Source organism: Acidovorax sp. A79 (assembly GCF_041154505.1).
Taxonomy (GTDB): Bacteria; Pseudomonadota; Gammaproteobacteria; order Burkholderiales; family Burkholderiaceae_C; genus Acidovorax.
The window spans coordinates 1,975,929-1,991,244 of sequence record NZ_AP028672.1; the positions used below are offsets into that span (position 1 = coordinate 1,975,929).

Sequence of the window (15,316 nt, forward strand, 5' to 3'; positions counted from 1 at the left end):
CGGCAGAAATGCCTTGAAACATTTTGTGGGTGCGGCGCATTTTTGGCTACCAAAAAATCGCCTCTCCGCGCACGCGGCCCAGGGCAACCCTTCAGCCGCTGCCAGCTCTGGCACCCGGCCTGCACGAATGTGGTGGCCGCCGGACAATGCACCCATGACTTCCACCGCCACCCGCCCCGCCCTGTCCATGCTCGACCTGGTCGCCGTCCGCGAAGGCGGCACCGTCGCCGACGCGCTGCAGATTGCCCTGCGCACCGCGCAGCACGCCGAAAAACTGGGCTTTGCCCGCTACTGGCTGGCGGAGCACCACAACATGGCGGGCATCGCCAGCTCGGCCACCGCCGTGCTGGTGGGGCACATAGCGGGGGGCACTTCGCGCATCCGCGTGGGCTCGGGCGGCGTCATGCTGCCCAACCACGCGCCGCTGGTGGTGGCCGAGGCCTTCGGCACGCTGGCCGAGCTGTACCCCGGCCGCATCGACCTGGGCCTGGGCCGCGCGCCGGGCACCGACCCCACCACCATGCGCGCATTGCGCCGCAGCCGGGTGGAGACGGCCGACGACTTTCCGCAGGACGTGGCCGAGCTGCAGCGCCTGCTGGCACCGGCAGAACCCAACCAGCGCCTGATCGCGATGCCCGGCGCAGGCACCAATGTGCCCATCTGGCTGCTGGGCTCCAGCCTGTTCTCGGCGCAACTGGCGGCGGAGCGCGGCCTGCCCTATGCCTTTGCCTCGCACTTCGCGCCGCGCCTGCTGCACCAGGCCATCGACCTGTACCGCAACCTGTACCGCCCGTCCGCCGCCTGGCCCAAGCCCTATGTGGCGATCGGGGTGCCCCTGATTGCAGCGCCCACGGACGAGGAAGCGGAGTTCCTGGCCAGCAGCACCTACCAGCGGGTGCTGGGCATCCTGACGGGCGACCGCCGCCGCCTGCTGCCACCCATCGAAAACTACGCCGCGCGCCTGCAGCCGCAGGAACGTGCGGCCATCGGAGACTTTCTGGCCGCCGCCGTCATCGGCGGGCCGGACACCGTGCGAGCAGGCCTGGAGCAACTGAGCGAGGCCACGGGCGCCGATGAGCTCATGCTGGTGAGCGACGTGTACGACCCGGCGCTGCGGCTGCGCTCGCTGGACATCGCGGCGCAGGCCCACGGCACTCTTCGGGCCACAGGCCTGCCTCTGCCAGCCTGAATCACCACACACCCCCCTGTCGCCCAGGCTTCACCGCGCCAGATATCCGCCATCCACCGGGTAATACGCCCCGGTCACAAATGACGCCTTGGCGGATGCCAGCCAAGCCACCAGCTCGGCCACCTCTTCGGGCTGCCCCAGGCGGCCGATGGGGTGCGCGCCCACCAGCATGGCATTGACGCCTGCGTCCTGCTCCAGACCGCTGATCATCGGCGTGTGGATAAAGGCGGGCCCCACGGCATTGATGCGCACGCCATGGGCACCGTACTCAATGGCTGCCGCCTTGGTCAACCCCACCACACCGTGTTTGGCGGCCGTATAGGCCGGCGCCGTGGCAAACCCCACGGAGCCCAGGATGGACGCCATGTTGATGATGGCGCCACCGCCATTCTTGAGCATGGCCGCGATCTGGTACTTCATGCCGTAGAACACGCCCGACAGGTTGATGTTGATGACCTGCGCCCAGCCCTCCAGCGGATAGTCGGCCGTGGGTGCCTGCGGGCCGCCGATGCCAGCGTTGTTGCAGGCAACGTCCAGACGGCCATAGTGGGCAACCGTGCGGTTGACCAGAGTTTCGCAGTCTGCGGGCTTGCCCACGTCGGCGGCCACAAAAATGGCGTCGCCGCCCGCCGCACGCACCAGCGCAGCCGTTTCCTCGCCCGCTGGCACGTTCACATCCGACACCACGACCTTGGCGCCTTCGCGCGCCCACACGAGCGCAATGGCACGCCCGATGCCCGACGATGCCCCCGTGACCAACGCCACCTTGTTCTTCAGCATGAAAGACTCCTGGTTCATTCAGAACACCTGCAACCCGATGCCACAGGTCCGTTTTTTTCATTCTGCGCGCCCGGGGTGCCGGCGCCTTGACCTGGATCACGCCTCCGACAGCGGGACCCACGGCGCGGCAAGTGGCCTCGGGTAGCGGCTACCATCTCGGACTGCAGGGCATTTCTGCCTCCACCCACCGTTGTGTGATTTCCTGACGCCCACGCCTTACCACCCACGCCCGCATGCCCGCTTTTTCCTTTGAAGCCCTGGACGCCCAGGGCCAGACCCGCAAGGGCCTCATGGAGGCCGACACCGCCAAGGCGGCGCGCAGCCTGCTGCGGGCCCAGGCCCTGGTGCCGCTGGCCGTGGAACTGGTGCAGACCGGACAGTCGCTGGACGGGAGCGCCGCCAGCCTCGGCCAGCGGCTGTTCACCCGGCCGGTGTTCGGTGCCACCGCGCTGGCCATCTGGACGCGCCAGATCGCCGGGCTGGTGTCGTCCGGGCTGCCGCTCGAACGCGCCCTCACCGCCTTGTCGGAAGAGGCCGACGACGAGCGCCAGCGCCACCTGGTGGCCGCGCTGCGCGCCGAGGTGAATGCCGGCGCCACGTTCGCCCGCGCGCTGTCGCAGCACCCGCGCGAGTTCTCGGACATCTACTGCGCCGTGATCGGCGCGGGCGAACACAGCGGCAACCTGGGCCTGGTGCTGGAGCGCCTGGCCGACGACCTGGAAGAGCGCCAGGCGATCAAGGCCAAGCTGGTGGGCGCTGCGCTGTACCCGGCCATCGTGACCATCGTGGCCATCGTGATCGTGCTCTTCCTCGTCGGCTACGTGGTGCCCCAGGTGGCCAGCGTGTTCGCGGGCACCAAGCGGGCGCTGCCGTTCCTCACGGTGGCCATGCTGGGTATCAGCGCTTTTGTGCGCAGCTATGGCTTGATGGTGCTGATTGCTTTTGTCTTGATGGTTTTTGGCGCACGCTGGGCACTGACCATTGGGCATATCCGTGAAAAATTCGATGCCGCCTGGCTCAACCTGCCCCTCGTGGGCAAGCTGGCGCGCGGCTACAACGCGGCGCGCTTTGCCGGCACGCTGGCCATGCTGGCGGGCGCGGGCGTGCCCATCCTGAAAGCCCTGCAGGCCGCCGCCGAAACCCTGAACAACCGCGCGCTGCGCGCCGACGCGCTGGACGCGCTGGTGCTGGTGCGCGAAGGGGCGCCCCTGGCCTCGGCGCTGGCACAGAAAAAGCGTTTTCCCGGCCTGCTGTCGATGTTCGCGCGCCTGGGCGAGCAGACCGGGCAGTTACCGGTGATGCTGCAGCGCGCCGCACGGCAGCTTTCCACCGAGGTGCAGCGCCGCGCGATGGCGCTGGCCACCATCCTGGAGCCTTTGCTCATCGTCGGCATGGGCATGATCGTGATGCTGATCGTGCTGGCCGTGTTGCTGCCCATCATCCAGCTGAATCAGTTTGTGAAGTGACTTTATGGCCGTGACCCTGGACGACAAGCTGGTGGTGGCGATCTCCTCGCGCGCGCTGTTCAACTTCGAGGAAGAAAACCGCGTCTTCGAACACGAGAGCGATGACCGCGCCTACGTGGAGCTGCAGCGCCAGCGCCTGGATGTGCCCGCCGCGCCCGGCGTGGCGTTTTCCCTGGTGCGCAAGCTGCTCGCGTTCAACACCTCCGAGCACCAGCGGGTGGAGGTGGTGCTGCTCTCGCGCAATGACCCGGTCAGTGGCATGCGCGTGTTCCGCTCATGCAATGCCCATGGCCTGCCGACCATCCAGCGCGGCGTGTTCACCCAGGGGCGCGACCCGTTCCGCTACCTGCGGCCGCTGGGCGCGCACCTGTTCCTGTCGGCGAATGAGGCCGATGTGCGCGAGGCCCTGCACCTGGGCTACCCCGCCGCGCGGGTGATCACCGAGTCGGTGCGGGCCGGCGACGCGAACCCGCAGGAAGTGCGCATTGCCTTTGACGGCGACGCCGTGCTGTTCTCCGACGAGGCCGAGCGGGTGTACCAGGCCGAGGGCCTGGCCGCGTTCCAGCAGCACGAGACCGACAAGGCGGCCCTGCCCCTGCCCGACGGCCCCTTCAAGCCCCTGCTCGCGGCGCTGCACCGGCTGCAATCCGCCGGAGAATCCGGCGGCGCCACCGGCATGCGCATCCGCACGGCCCTGGTCACGGCGCGCAGCGCACCCGCGCACGAACGCGCGATCCGCACGCTGATGGACTGGAACATCGACGTGGACGAAGCCATGTTCCTAGGCGGCCTGCCCAAGGGCGAGTTCCTGCGCGAGTTCGAGCCGGACTTCTTCTTCGACGACCAGACGGGCCACGTGACGTCGGCAGCGCGCCATGTGCCCGCGGGACATGTGAACAGCGGCATCTCCAACCCCCTGCGTGCCGGGGGCGGCTGAGTCAGGGGGTGGCGATGGTCCGGGCCCTTGCCGCGAAAAGTTCTGCAAAGTCCTGCAACGCCGGGTGAAAGCCTGCAAAGCCCCGGTTGCAATCCGCCGGCGGCCCACCAACTGTGCCAACATCGTCCCCCGAACCCCACCGAAGGAAGATGTGTTGCGCAAGAGAATTTCCCTGGCCGCCTGCCTGATGGGCGCCGTGCTGGCCACCATGGGCTCCGCCGCGCTGGCCCAGGCCCCTGCCGCACCGCCGCCAGAGCCTGCGGCGAGCGCGCCCGCCGAGCCCGGCACGGGGCAGACCAAGGGCGAGATCAAGGCCATGCGCGATTTCAAGATGCTGGACTTCAACGGCGACGGCAAGCTCAGCCGCACCGAGGTCAAGCTCTTTCCCCGCCTGGCGGCCGCGTTTGACGAGGCGGACACGGACGGCGACGGCTACGTGTCGTACGAAGAGGTTCGCGTCTTCGCCGCCAAATACCGCGCGGAGCGGGACCGCAACAAGGCAGCCCAGGCCGCCCGCCAGCCCGCCTCCGGCAGCCAGCCCTGAGCCCGCCCGGGTGGACGGCTGCCCATCCCTCTCCCGCAGGCAAGCGCGCAGCGCGGGCAGCCAGATCCGGGGTCAAATAGGTGTTTTGCGCTTGCTGGACAATTGCCTCCAGCTATATTTTTAGGAGCATCACCCCGCAGGCGCCGCTGGGGATGGGAAGCCGATCCGCACAAGGGACGGGCTGCGGGCGGCAGCATTGCGCGCCACCGGCCAAAAAATGCAAAAGAAGCAAGGACCAGCCACTGCGGGCAGCGCGGTACCGGTGCCACCGGCCCAGCACGCAGCGCAGGCGGCGGCGGGCTAGAGGCCGCCCGTGCGCTTGATCTTGGGGTCCGAGTACGTCAGCGGCTCGTTCTTGACCTGCTGGGCCAGGCGCTCCTGCAAGGTCATCCGGTTGATGTCCTGCGCCACTTCCACCGCACTGCCGCTGGCCCGCCACATCGACTGGATGAGCTCCAGCAGCTGCTTGTAGATTGGCTCCTTGGGCGGCTCTGGCGGTTCTTCCACGGTGTCCTTTTTTTTCACCTCGGTCCAGTCCCGGTTCGCCACGTCGGGCGCCGACGGCTTGTCGGGCTCGCGCACGATCGCGCCCTCGCCCATCCGGTCCATGGACTCGACGGGGTTGGATGCGTTGATGGGACGCACCGGTGGCGCGCCAGAGGCGCCAGTGGAATACAAATCAGCGCCCTGAGGACGCCAACTCGGCGATCGATCGACAGGTGGCATTTGCATGGCAATGGCCCGTAGTTGAGATGAATGACAGAGGGTCTTTTGGCCTCTTCGTACATTCATTACGGCAAAAAGAAGGGGAAATTTAGGTCTTTTTCAGCGATTGCCTAAAATTAAGGGTTTTCACCTACCTTTGTCGCGATTTTCAGGCCGCCAAAGGGCCTGATGAATGGCCGGGCACGCGGATTGAACACGCAGGCGGTGGCAACCACGCGGGTTGCGTGTTGCTTTTTGGGGTGGAATGCCGCCGGCAGGCGCCAGCGGCGGGCCCGAAACGCCCACCATGGGCTACCGGCGATCCTGTGCGGGAAGGGCCCCGGCATGGCGGGGCTGGCGCGTCAGAGGAAGCGTTCGAGCAGCCGGCGCGAATGCCGGTCCAGCGCGGTGGTGTCCTGGACCCGGAACTGGACCCCGTCCCCGCCCGCGATCAGCAGCCGGGTGCGCCCCCCCAGCCTGCGGATGTCTTCCTCGGCCTTGAGCACCAGCTTGGCGGGTCCGCGATCGGTCTCCACATCCCAGGTGCTGGGGGTCGAAAAGCTCGACACGGCAACGATTTTTTCAATAGTGGGCACAAACTCGCGCACTTCCAGCTCTTCTTCGATGAGCTGGCGCGCGGTGGCCTCCCGCTGGTCGAGCCGGTCGATCCACAGCAGCTCGTGGCCATCCGAACCGATCAAGGAGAGCCCGTGCGCCGGCGCGGCAATGGGGAAGGCCCGCACGGGGGTGATGCCTTCGTGGACGGTGCCATCGGGCAGGGTCAGGACCAGCCGGCCGTGCGGGTTGCGGGCCAGGGTGAATTCAGGCTGCGACACCAGGGTGAAGGTGGTTGTGTTCATGGCGGTTCCCACGGTGGCGGTCACGAATTGCCGGCCGGGTGGGCCGGGTGCAGCAGGCTGCTGTCGATGATGACGCCGGCGGCCTGCGCGTCTTCCTCGGCGCGGCGGGCCTGGGCTTCGTACAGCCGCCAGTAGGCGCCCTGTTTCTCCATGAGTTCGTCGTGCGGCCCCACTTCCACCACCTCGCCGCGGTCCATCACCACCAGGCGGTCGGCCTTGCGCAGGGTGGACAGGCGGTGGGCGATGGCGATGGTGGTGCGGCCCTGGACCAGGTTGTCCAGCGCCTTCTGGATCTCCTTCTCGGTCTCGGTGTCCACGGCCGAGGTGGCCTCGTCCAGAATCAGGATGCGCGGGTCGATCAGGAGCGCACGCGCGATGCTGATGCGCTGGCGCTCGCCGCCCGACAGGCCCTGGCCGCGCTCGCCCACTAGCGAGTCGTAGCCGTGCGGCAGGCGCAGGATGAATTCATGCGCATGGGCGGCGCGGGCGGCTGCCACGATCTCCTCGCGCGTGGCCTCGGGCTTGCCGTAGGCGATGTTCTCGGCGATGGTGCCGAAGAAAAGGAAGGGCTCCTGCAACACCAGGCCGATGTGGCGCCGGTAGTCGGCCACGGCGAAGCGGCGGATGTCCACGCCATCGACCTGGATGGAGCCGTCGCTCACGTCGTAGAAGCGGCTGATCAGGTTCACCAGGGTGCTCTTGCCCGAACCGCTGTGTCCCACCAGGCCGATCATCTCGCCAGGGCGGATGTCCAGGTCCAGCCCCTTGATCACCGCGCGGCTGCCGTAGCGGAAGCCCACGTTGCGCATGGCGATGGCGCCCTGCACCTTGTCCACCTTCACCGGCTGGGCCGGGTCGGGCACATTGCTCACGTGGTCCAGGATGTCGAAGATGCGCTTGGCGCCGGCCGCCGCCTTCTGCGTGACCGAGACGATGCGGCTCATGGAGTCGAGCCGGCTGTAGAAGCGCCCGATGTAGGCGATGAAGGCCGTGAGCACGCCCACCGTGATCTGGTTGCGCGACACCAGCCAGATGCCGAAGGCCCAGACCACGAGCAGGCCGATTTCGGTGAGCAGCGACACCGTGGGGGTGAACAGCGACCAGGTCTTGTTGAGCTTGTCGTTGACCTCCAGGTTGTGCTGGTTGGCGTCGCGAAAGCGCTGGGCCTCGCGCTTTTCCTGGGCGAAGGCCTTGACCACGCGGATGCCGGGGATGGTGTCGGCCAGCACATTGGTCACCTCGGACCAGACCCGGTCGATCTTCTCGAAACCGGTGCGCAGGCGGTCGCGCACGGTATGGATCATCCAGGCGATGAAGGGCAGCGGCACCAGGGTGACCAGCGCCAGCCAGGGGTTGATGGAGAACAGGATGGCCGCCGTCATCATGATCATGAGCACATCGGTCACGAAATCCAGGGCATGCAAGGAAAGGAAAACGTTGATGCGGTCTGTCTCCGAGCCGATGCGCGCCATCAGGTCACCGGTGCGCTTGCCCCCGAAATAGTCGAGCGACAGGCGCAGCAGGTGCTCGTAGGTGGTGGTGCGCAGGTCGGCGCCGATGCGCTCGGACACCAGCGCCAGGATGTAGGTGCGCGCCCAGGACAGGCCCCAGGCCGCCAGGGCGGACAGCAGCAGGCCGCTCAGGTACAGCAGCACCAGGCCCGGTTCGATCTGCTTGCCGTTCTGGAACGGGATGAGGATGTCATCCATCAGCGGGATGGTGAGGTACGGCGGCACCAGGGTGGCGGCGGTGGAGGCCAGCGTCAGCCCGAAGCCGGCCGCCAGCTGCTTGCGGTAGGGCCGGGCAAAGCGCCACAGGCGCAGCAGCACCCAGGTGGAGGTCTGGGGCGGCTGGGCGCGGGCACAGGCCGGGCACTCCTCCGTATCGGGGGGCAGCGGCGTGTGGCAGGTGGGACAGGTGGGCTCGTCGGCCTCCTCGGCGGCGTCCGCCTCGCCCCGCGCGCTTTGCTGCTCGAAACGCTGCACCAGGCGCAGTGCCTGGGCATGCTGTGACAGGGTGAAGCGCCACAGGGCCAGGCGCGCCCGCGCATCGTGCAGTTCCAGCGAACCCACGCCCCCGTGGTCCTGCAGGCGCAGGGCCAGGCCGTCGCCCAGGGGCCAGCCGCGCCAGGCGGTGGTACCCGGATCGCAGGCCAGCAGGCGCTCGGACGTCACCACCACCCAGCCCGCCGCGAAACGCAGGGCCGTGCTCAGGTCAACCTGGAGCGCTGCCAGTACGTTCTCTTTGGGAGCGAGCATGGCCCGCAAATCGGCCCCCACGGGGCCGGAAAAGACACCCGAGGCGTCCACAGAATGGTGATGTTGCATTTTTGGTTGGTATTTCCGCCCCCGGCAGCCTGCGGTGACCGATCTCGCGAAAGCGCGAATTCTCCCCCATACTGCGCCCCACGGCGCGGCGGCGTCCCGCTGTAACGTGTGCGGCAGTCATCTGGCTGACACCGCATCCCGGCTCCAGTCTGGCGCACAATCATCGTCCACAAAGTCACCTTTTCCCAGCAAGGCCCGCAAAAGGCCGGAAACACACCCGCTGCAATCCATGGCGAAACTCAACGATATCCAACTGCTTCGCATCAACTACCTGCGCGGCCCCAATATCTGGACCTACCGGCCCGTGCTGGAGGTCTGGCTGGACCTGGGGGAACTGGAGGACCATCCCTCCAACCTCCTCCCCGGCTTCAACGAGCGCCTCACCGCCTGGCTGCCCGCGCTGATCGAGCACCACTGCGGCGTGGGCGAGCGCGGCGGGTTCCTGCAGCGCCTGCAGGAAGGCACCTGGTGCGGCCACGTGCTGGAGCACATCGTGATCGAGCTGCTGAACCTGGCGGGCATGCCCACCGGCTTCGGCCAGACCCGCAGCACCTCGCAGCGCGGCGTGTACCGCATGGTGTTCCGCGCCCGCGACGAGCAGGTGGCGCGCATGGCCCTGGCCCAGGGCCATGGCCTGATCATGGCGGCGATCAACGACGAGCCCTTTGACGTGCAGGCCGCCGTGGCCCGCGTGCGCACCGAGGTCGATGACCAGTACCTGGGCCCCAGCACCGCATGCATCGTGACGGCCGCCACCGACCGGGGCATCCCGCACATCCGCCTGAACGACGGCAACCTCGTGCAGCTGGGCTATGGCGCCAGCCAGCGCCGAATCTGGACGGCCGAGACCGAATTCACCAGCGCCATCGCCGAGGGCATCGCGAGCGACAAGGACCTGACCAAGAGCCTGCTCAAGTCCTGCGGCGTGCCCATTCCCGAAGGCCGCGTGGTCAACAGCCCCGAGGAAGCCTGGGAAGCGGCCGAGGACATCGGCCTGCCCGTGGTGGTCAAGCCCTCCGACGGCAACCACGGCCGGGGCGTGACGCTGGACCTGCGCAAGAAGGAAGACATCGAGGCGGCCTACCACGTGGCCTACCCCGAGGGCAGCGACGTGATGGTCGAGAGCTTCATCCCCGGCGACGAGCACCGCCTGCTGGTGGTGGGCGGCAAGGTGGTGGCCGCGGCGCGCGGCGAGGTGGTCAGCATCACCGGCAACGGGCGCTCCACAGTCAAGGAACTGATCGACACCCAGCTCAACTCCGACCCGCGCCGGGGCTATGAGGAAGAGTACCCGCTCGAAATCATCGACCTGGCGACCGACACCAAGGTGCAGCTCGAGCTCAAGCGCCAGGACCTCGACGCCAGCTCCGTGCCCGCCGCCGGCCGCCAGGTGGTGGTGCAGCGCAACGGCAACGTGGCCGTGGACTGCACCGACGACGTGCACCCCGAGGTGGCCTACATCGCCCAGCTGGCCGCCAAGGTGGTGGGCCTCGACATCGCCGGCATCGACATGGTGGCCAGGGACATTTCCAAGCCCCTGCATGCCCAGGGCGGCGCCATTGTCGAGGTCAATGCGGGCCCGGGCCTGCTGATGCACCTCAAGCCCGCCGTGGGCGCGCCGCGCCCGGTGGGGCAGGCGATCGCGGAACACCTGTTCCCGTCCGAGGACGGCGATGGCCAGGCCGGCCGCATTCCGGTGGTGGGCGTGGCCGGCACGCGCAGCACCTCGACCATCGCACGCGTGGTGGCGTGGCTGCTGCACCTGGGTGGGCACCACACGGGCCTGGCCTGCCGCGAAGGCCTGTTCCTGGACCGCCGCTGCGTCGAGACCACGGACTGCGCCCACTGGGAAGCCGCCCACCGCCTGCTCATGAACCAGATGGTGCAGGCCGCCGTGATCGAAAGCGACGCGCGCACCATCCTGCGCGACGGCCTCGCCTACGACCGCTGCCAGGTGGGCGTGGTGACCGACATGGACGGCGTGGAAACCCTGGCCGAATTCGACGTGCACGAGCAGGACCAGATGACCAAGGTGATGCGCACCCAGGTCGACGTGGTGCTGGCCGAGGGCGCCGCCGTGCTGAACGCGGCCATCCCCCAGGTGGCAGACCTCGCCCCGCTGTCGGATGGCGCCGTGGTGCTGTACGCCCAGGACGCCACGCTGCCCGTGATCGTGGAGCACCGCGCCACGGACAACGGCCGCGCCGTGATCGTGAAGAACGGCCGCGTGGTGCTGGCCACCGGCAGCGCCGAGCACGTGCTGGGCTCGCTGTCGGACCTCACCTTCGGGCGCAACGCCGTGGTGCCGGACACCGATGCCCTGCTGGCCGCCATCGGCGCGGCGTGGGCGCTCAACATCGCCCCCGACCTGATCGGCGCGGGCATCAAGACCTTCGAGCCTGACCTGCCGGCGCCGGTGGGCCTGCCTTCCTGATCCGCCCGTAGAGAACCGAACGCCCGCGACTTGAACGGGGCCCGCGAGCCCCGAACGATTACTGAAAGAGACCCCATGGATGTATCCCGCACCCGGGCCCTGCGCGGCCCCAACCTCTGGAGCCGCCACATGGCCATCGAGGCCGTGGTTGCCTGCACCGAAGCCGAACGCGCCGTTGGCCAGATGCCCGGATTCGAAGCGCGGCTGCGGGCCCTGTTCCCCGCCATCGGCGTCCTTCATGCCGAAGGGAGCACCGACATTTCCCTGGCGCACGTGCTGCAGACGGCCGCGCTGAACCTGCAGGCCCAGGCCGGCTGCCCCGTGACCTTCGCGCGCACCACCGCCACCACCGACGCGGGCGTGTACCAGGTCGTGGTCGAGTACAGCGAAGAGGCCGTGGGCCGCCAGGCGTTCGAAGACGCCCAGCAGCTCATCCAGGCCGCGCTCGGCCACGGCGGCTTCGATGCCGACGCGGTGATCGCCAAGCTGCGCGAGCTCGACGAAGACGAGCGCCTGGGCCCGAGCACCGGCTCCATCGTGGATGCGGCCGTGGCGCGCGGCATCCCCTACCGGCGCCTCACGCGCGGCAGCCTGGTGCAGTTCGGCTGGGGCTCCAAGCAGCGCCGCATCCAGGCCGCCGAGGTCGACTCGACCAGCGCCGTGGCCGAATCCATCGGCCAGGACAAGGACCTGACCAAGCGCCTGCTGCATGCGGCCGGCGTGCCGGTGCCGCTGGGCAAGCCGGTCGAGACGCTCGACGAGGCCTGGGAAGTGGCCCAGAAGGTGGGCCTGCCCGTGGTCGTGAAGCCGCAGGACGGCAACCAGGGCAAGGGCGTGACGGTGAACATCACCGACCGCGCGCAGCTCGAGGAAGCCTTCCGCACCGCGGCCGAATACGGCACGGTGATGGTCGAGCGCTTCCTGCCGGGCCACGATTTCCGCCTGCTCGTGGTGGGCGACCAGCTCGTGGCCGCCGCACGCCGCGAGCCGCCCCAGGTGCTGGGCGACGGCCAGCACACGGTGCGCGAACTGGTCCACCAGGTCAACCTGGACCCGCGCCGCGGCGAAGGCCACGCGACCTCGCTCACCAAGATCCGCCTGGATGACATCGCCGTGGCCCGCCTGGCCATGCAGGGCCTGACGCCCGACTCGGTGCCGCCCAAGGGCCAGCGCGTCATCCTGCGCAACAACGCCAACCTGTCCACCGGCGGCACCGCCACCGACGTGACCGACGACGTGCACCCCGAGGTCGCCGCGCGCGCCGTGGCCGCGGCGCAGATGGTGGGCCTGCACATCTGCGGCGTCGACATGGTGGCAGAAACCGTGCTGCGCCCGCTCGAAGAACAGGGCGGCGGTTTCGTCGAGGTGAATGCCGCCCCCGGCCTGCGCATGCACCTGGCACCCAGCTACGGCAAGCCGCGCAACGTGGGCCAGGCCATGGTTGACAAGCTGTACGCCCATGGCGACGACGGCCGCATTCCGGTCGTGGCCGTCACGGGCACCAATGGCAAGACCACCACGGCGCGCCTGATCGCCCACCTGTTCACGGCCCAGGGCCTGCGCGTGGGCATGACCAACACCGACGGCGTGTACGTGAACGGCCGCCAGATCGACAGCGGCGACTGCAGCGGCCCCAAGAGCGCGCGCAACGTGCTGCTGCACCCCGAGGTGGACGCGGCCGTGTTCGAGACGGCGCGCGGCGGCATCCTGCGCGAAGGCCTGGGTTTCGATCGCTGCCAGGTGGCCGTGGTCACCAACATCGGCGCGGGCGACCACCTGGGCCTGAACTACATCACCACGGTGGAAGACCTGGCCGTGCTCAAGCGCGTGATCGTGCAGAACGTGGCCACCACGGGCTATGGCGTGCTCAACGCCGCCGACCCCATCGTGGCGGCCATGGCGCCCGCCTGCCCCGGCAAGATCATCTTCTTTGCGAGCGACCGCCACCACCCCGTGATGGCCACGCACCGCGCGCAGGGCCACCGCACCGTGTACGTGGACGGCGACTCCATCGTGGCCTCGGAAGGCTCGTGGCGCGAGACCATCCACCTGCGCGACGTGCCCATCACGCGCAACGGCAAGATCGGCTTCCAGGTCGAGAACGTCATGGCCTCCGTGGCCGCCGCCTGGGGCGTGGGCATGCCCTGGCAGACCATCCGCCGCGGCCTGTCGGGCTTCGTGAACGACAGCGACAACGCGCCCGGCCGCTTCAACATCATGGACTACCGGGGCGCCACCGTGATCGCCGACTACGGCCACAACCCCGACGCCATGCGCGCCCTGGTGGGTGCCGTGGACGCGCTGCCCGCCAAGCGCCGCAGCGTGGTCATCAGCGGCGCGGGCGACCGCCGCGACGAGGACATCCGCGACCAGACCGTGATCCTGGGTGCCGCGTTCGACGACGTGATCCTGTACCAGGACGCCGCGCAGCGCGGCCGTGCCGACGGCGAAGTGATGGCCCTGCTGCGCGAAGGCCTGGTGGGCGCATCGCGCACCACGCACGTGGAAGAGATCCGCGGCGAATTCATCGCCATCGACGCCGCCCTGGCGCGCCTGCAGCCCGGCGACCTGTGCCTGGTGCTGGTGGACCAGGTGGAGGAAGCGCTGGCCCATCTGGCACAGCGCTGCGCCGACGCCGGGGCCACGGCGTGACGAAATCATCCACCGCCACCAGCCTGCGCCGTGCCCGCCGCTGGGCCATGGCGGCGGCGTGCGCACTGGCCGTGGTGCTGCCGGCGCTGGCGGCCACGGGCGAGAAGATCGGCACGGTGGACACCGCCTTCCAGTGGCTGGGCCGCGACCACGACATCATCGTGGAGGCCTACGACGACCCCGGCGTGCAGGGCGTGACCTGCTACGTCTCGCGCGCGCGCACCGGCGGCATCAAGGGATCGCTGGGCCTGGCCGAGGACCGGGCCGAGGCCTCCATCGCCTGCCGCCAGGTCGGGCCCATCAGCTTCCCCGAGCCGCTCAAGAAGCAGGAAGAAGTCTTCAGCGAACGCATGTCCATCCTGTTCAAGCGCCTGCGCATCGTGCGCATGGTGGACGCCCCGCGCAACACGCTGGTGTACCTGACGTATTCAGAAAAGCTGGTGGACGGATCGCCCCAGAACAGCGTGACCGCCGTGCCCGTGGACCGCGCCACGGCCATCCCGCTGCGGAAGTGACACGCAGTCACCGTCCGTCGCCGTAGCGGGACGTACGTCACCACCAACAGAAAAGGGGCCTTGAGCCCCTTTTCTGTTGATAAAAACAGCCTCTACCGCTTGACTGGCAAGCGCGAACAGCTATTAATCCAATAGCATCACCTCATCCAGCCTGCTGCGCCGCAATTTGCCGCAGCGCCTGCTCGAACACCTCCACCGGCTGGCCGCCCTGGATCAGGTGCCGCTCGTTGATGATGATCGCCGGCACCGAATGGATGCCGCTTTGCAGGTACAACTGCTCCCGCTCGCGCACCTCGTCCGCGAAGCGATCAGATGCGAGCAGCGCACGCGCCTCGGCCACGTCCATCCCCACCTCGCCCGCCACACGCGCCAGCACCTCGTGGTTGCTCGGGTCCTGTCCGTCGGTGAAGTAGGCCTTGAACAGCGCCTTCTTCAGCGCGGGCTGCACGCCCTTCTCTTCGGCCCAGTGCAGCAGCCGGTGCGCATCGAAGGTGTTGTAGATGCGGCTGCGCTTGTCCATGCTGAAGGTAAAGCCCAGCTCCGCGCCGCGCGCCGCGATGGCCTCGCGGTTCTTCTGGCTCTGCGCGGGTGTGGCGCCGTACTTTTCTTGCAGGTGCTCGCCGATGTCCTGCCCCTCGGGGCCCATCTGCGGGTTCAGCTCGAATGGCTGAAAGTGCAGGTCCAGCGCCACCTCGTCCTTGAGGCGGTCCGCCGCCTGCTCCAGCGACCGCAGGCCGATGATGCACCAGGGGCAGGAGACATCGGAGACGAAATCGATCTTGAGGGTGGTGGGGTTGGGCATGGGAGGGCCTTGGGAAGGGAAGAAGGACGGGATGGTAGGCGGGGTGGGATAACCGTGGTGGGAGGGGGTTTACTGAGCAGGTCGGCGCCGCCGACTGCGAAGCGG

The 15,316-nt window shown here is 68.5% G+C and carries 12 protein-coding genes; 7 read left to right on the plus strand and 5 right to left on the minus strand.

Going from position 1 to position 15,316, the window contains the following annotated elements; genetic code table 11:
• The first annotated feature begins 154 nt into the window (after positions 1 to 154).
• Positions 155 to 1,189 (plus strand): LLM class flavin-dependent oxidoreductase, encoded by a 1,035-nt coding sequence (locus ACAM51_RS09035; RefSeq protein WP_218296092.1) that lies wholly within the window; start codon positions 155 to 157, stop codon positions 1,187 to 1,189.
• A 30-nt stretch (positions 1,190 to 1,219) separates the two neighbouring features.
• Here ACAM51_RS09035 and ACAM51_RS09040 read toward each other — a convergent pair whose 3' ends face one another.
• On the minus strand, positions 1,220 to 1,969 hold the full coding sequence (locus ACAM51_RS09040; protein WP_218339708.1) for an SDR family NAD(P)-dependent oxidoreductase: 750 nt from the start codon (positions 1,967 to 1,969) through the stop codon (positions 1,220 to 1,222).
• A gap of 233 nt (positions 1,970 to 2,202) precedes the next feature.
• On the opposite strand from ACAM51_RS09040, the gene gspF reads away from it, so the two are divergent.
• From gspF to ACAM51_RS09055, 3 genes are all read left to right on the plus strand, one after another.
• Positions 2,203 to 3,435, plus strand: a complete 1,233-nt coding sequence (gspF, locus tag ACAM51_RS09045; protein ID WP_218339709.1) for a type II secretion system inner membrane protein GspF — start codon at positions 2,203 to 2,205, stop codon at positions 3,433 to 3,435.
• Positions 3,436 to 3,439: 4 nt separating this feature from the next.
• Positions 3,440 to 4,372 carry a 5'-nucleotidase gene (locus ACAM51_RS09050; RefSeq protein WP_369643340.1) on the plus strand — a complete coding sequence of 311 codons (933 nt, stop codon included), beginning with the start codon at positions 3,440 to 3,442 and terminating at the stop codon, positions 4,370 to 4,372.
• Between the two features lie 154 nt (positions 4,373 to 4,526).
• Positions 4,527 to 4,916, plus strand: a complete 390-nt coding sequence (locus tag ACAM51_RS09055) for an EF-hand domain-containing protein (protein WP_369643341.1) — start codon at positions 4,527 to 4,529, stop codon at positions 4,914 to 4,916.
• A gap of 300 nt (positions 4,917 to 5,216) precedes the next feature.
• Here ACAM51_RS09055 and ACAM51_RS09060 read toward each other — a convergent pair whose 3' ends face one another.
• The 3 genes from ACAM51_RS09060 to ACAM51_RS09070 all read right to left on the minus strand — a co-directional run bounded on the left by ACAM51_RS09060 (position 5,217) and on the right by ACAM51_RS09070 (position 8,808).
• On the minus strand, positions 5,217 to 5,648 hold the full coding sequence (locus tag ACAM51_RS09060; protein WP_218296096.1) for a hypothetical protein: 432 nt from the start codon (positions 5,646 to 5,648) through the stop codon (positions 5,217 to 5,219).
• 335 nt (positions 5,649 to 5,983) lie between these two features.
• On the minus strand, positions 5,984 to 6,481 hold the full coding sequence (locus tag ACAM51_RS09065) for a DUF1854 domain-containing protein (RefSeq protein ID WP_369643342.1): 498 nt from the start codon (positions 6,479 to 6,481) through the stop codon (positions 5,984 to 5,986).
• A gap of 20 nt (positions 6,482 to 6,501) precedes the next feature.
• Positions 6,502 to 8,808 carry an ABC transporter ATP-binding protein gene (locus ACAM51_RS09070; protein WP_218296098.1) on the minus strand — a complete coding sequence of 769 codons (2,307 nt, stop codon included), beginning with the start codon at positions 8,806 to 8,808 and terminating at the stop codon, positions 6,502 to 6,504.
• Positions 8,809 to 9,037: 229 nt separating this feature from the next.
• Between ACAM51_RS09070 and cphA (ACAM51_RS09075) the strand changes: the two genes are divergently transcribed.
• The 3 genes from cphA (ACAM51_RS09075) to ACAM51_RS09085 all read left to right on the plus strand — a co-directional run bounded on the left by cphA (ACAM51_RS09075) (position 9,038) and on the right by ACAM51_RS09085 (position 14,409).
• Entirely contained in the window at positions 9,038 to 11,242 is a 2,205-nt protein-coding gene (cphA, locus tag ACAM51_RS09075; RefSeq protein ID WP_369643343.1) for a cyanophycin synthetase, read from the plus strand.
• A gap of 75 nt (positions 11,243 to 11,317) precedes the next feature.
• Positions 11,318 to 13,894 (plus strand): cyanophycin synthetase, encoded by a 2,577-nt coding sequence (gene cphA, locus ACAM51_RS09080; RefSeq protein ID WP_218296100.1) that lies wholly within the window; start codon positions 11,318 to 11,320, stop codon positions 13,892 to 13,894.
• A 47-nt stretch (positions 13,895 to 13,941) separates the two neighbouring features.
• On the plus strand, positions 13,942 to 14,409 hold the full coding sequence (locus ACAM51_RS09085) for a CreA family protein (RefSeq protein WP_255594789.1): 468 nt from the start codon (positions 13,942 to 13,944) through the stop codon (positions 14,407 to 14,409).
• Positions 14,410 to 14,551: 142 nt separating this feature from the next.
• On the opposite strand, the gene ACAM51_RS09090 is transcribed toward ACAM51_RS09085, so the two are convergent.
• Positions 14,552 to 15,211, minus strand: coding sequence for a DsbA family oxidoreductase (locus tag ACAM51_RS09090; protein WP_369643344.1), 660 nt, complete (start codon positions 15,209 to 15,211; stop codon positions 14,552 to 14,554).
• Between the last annotated feature and the right edge of the window lie 105 nt (positions 15,212 to 15,316).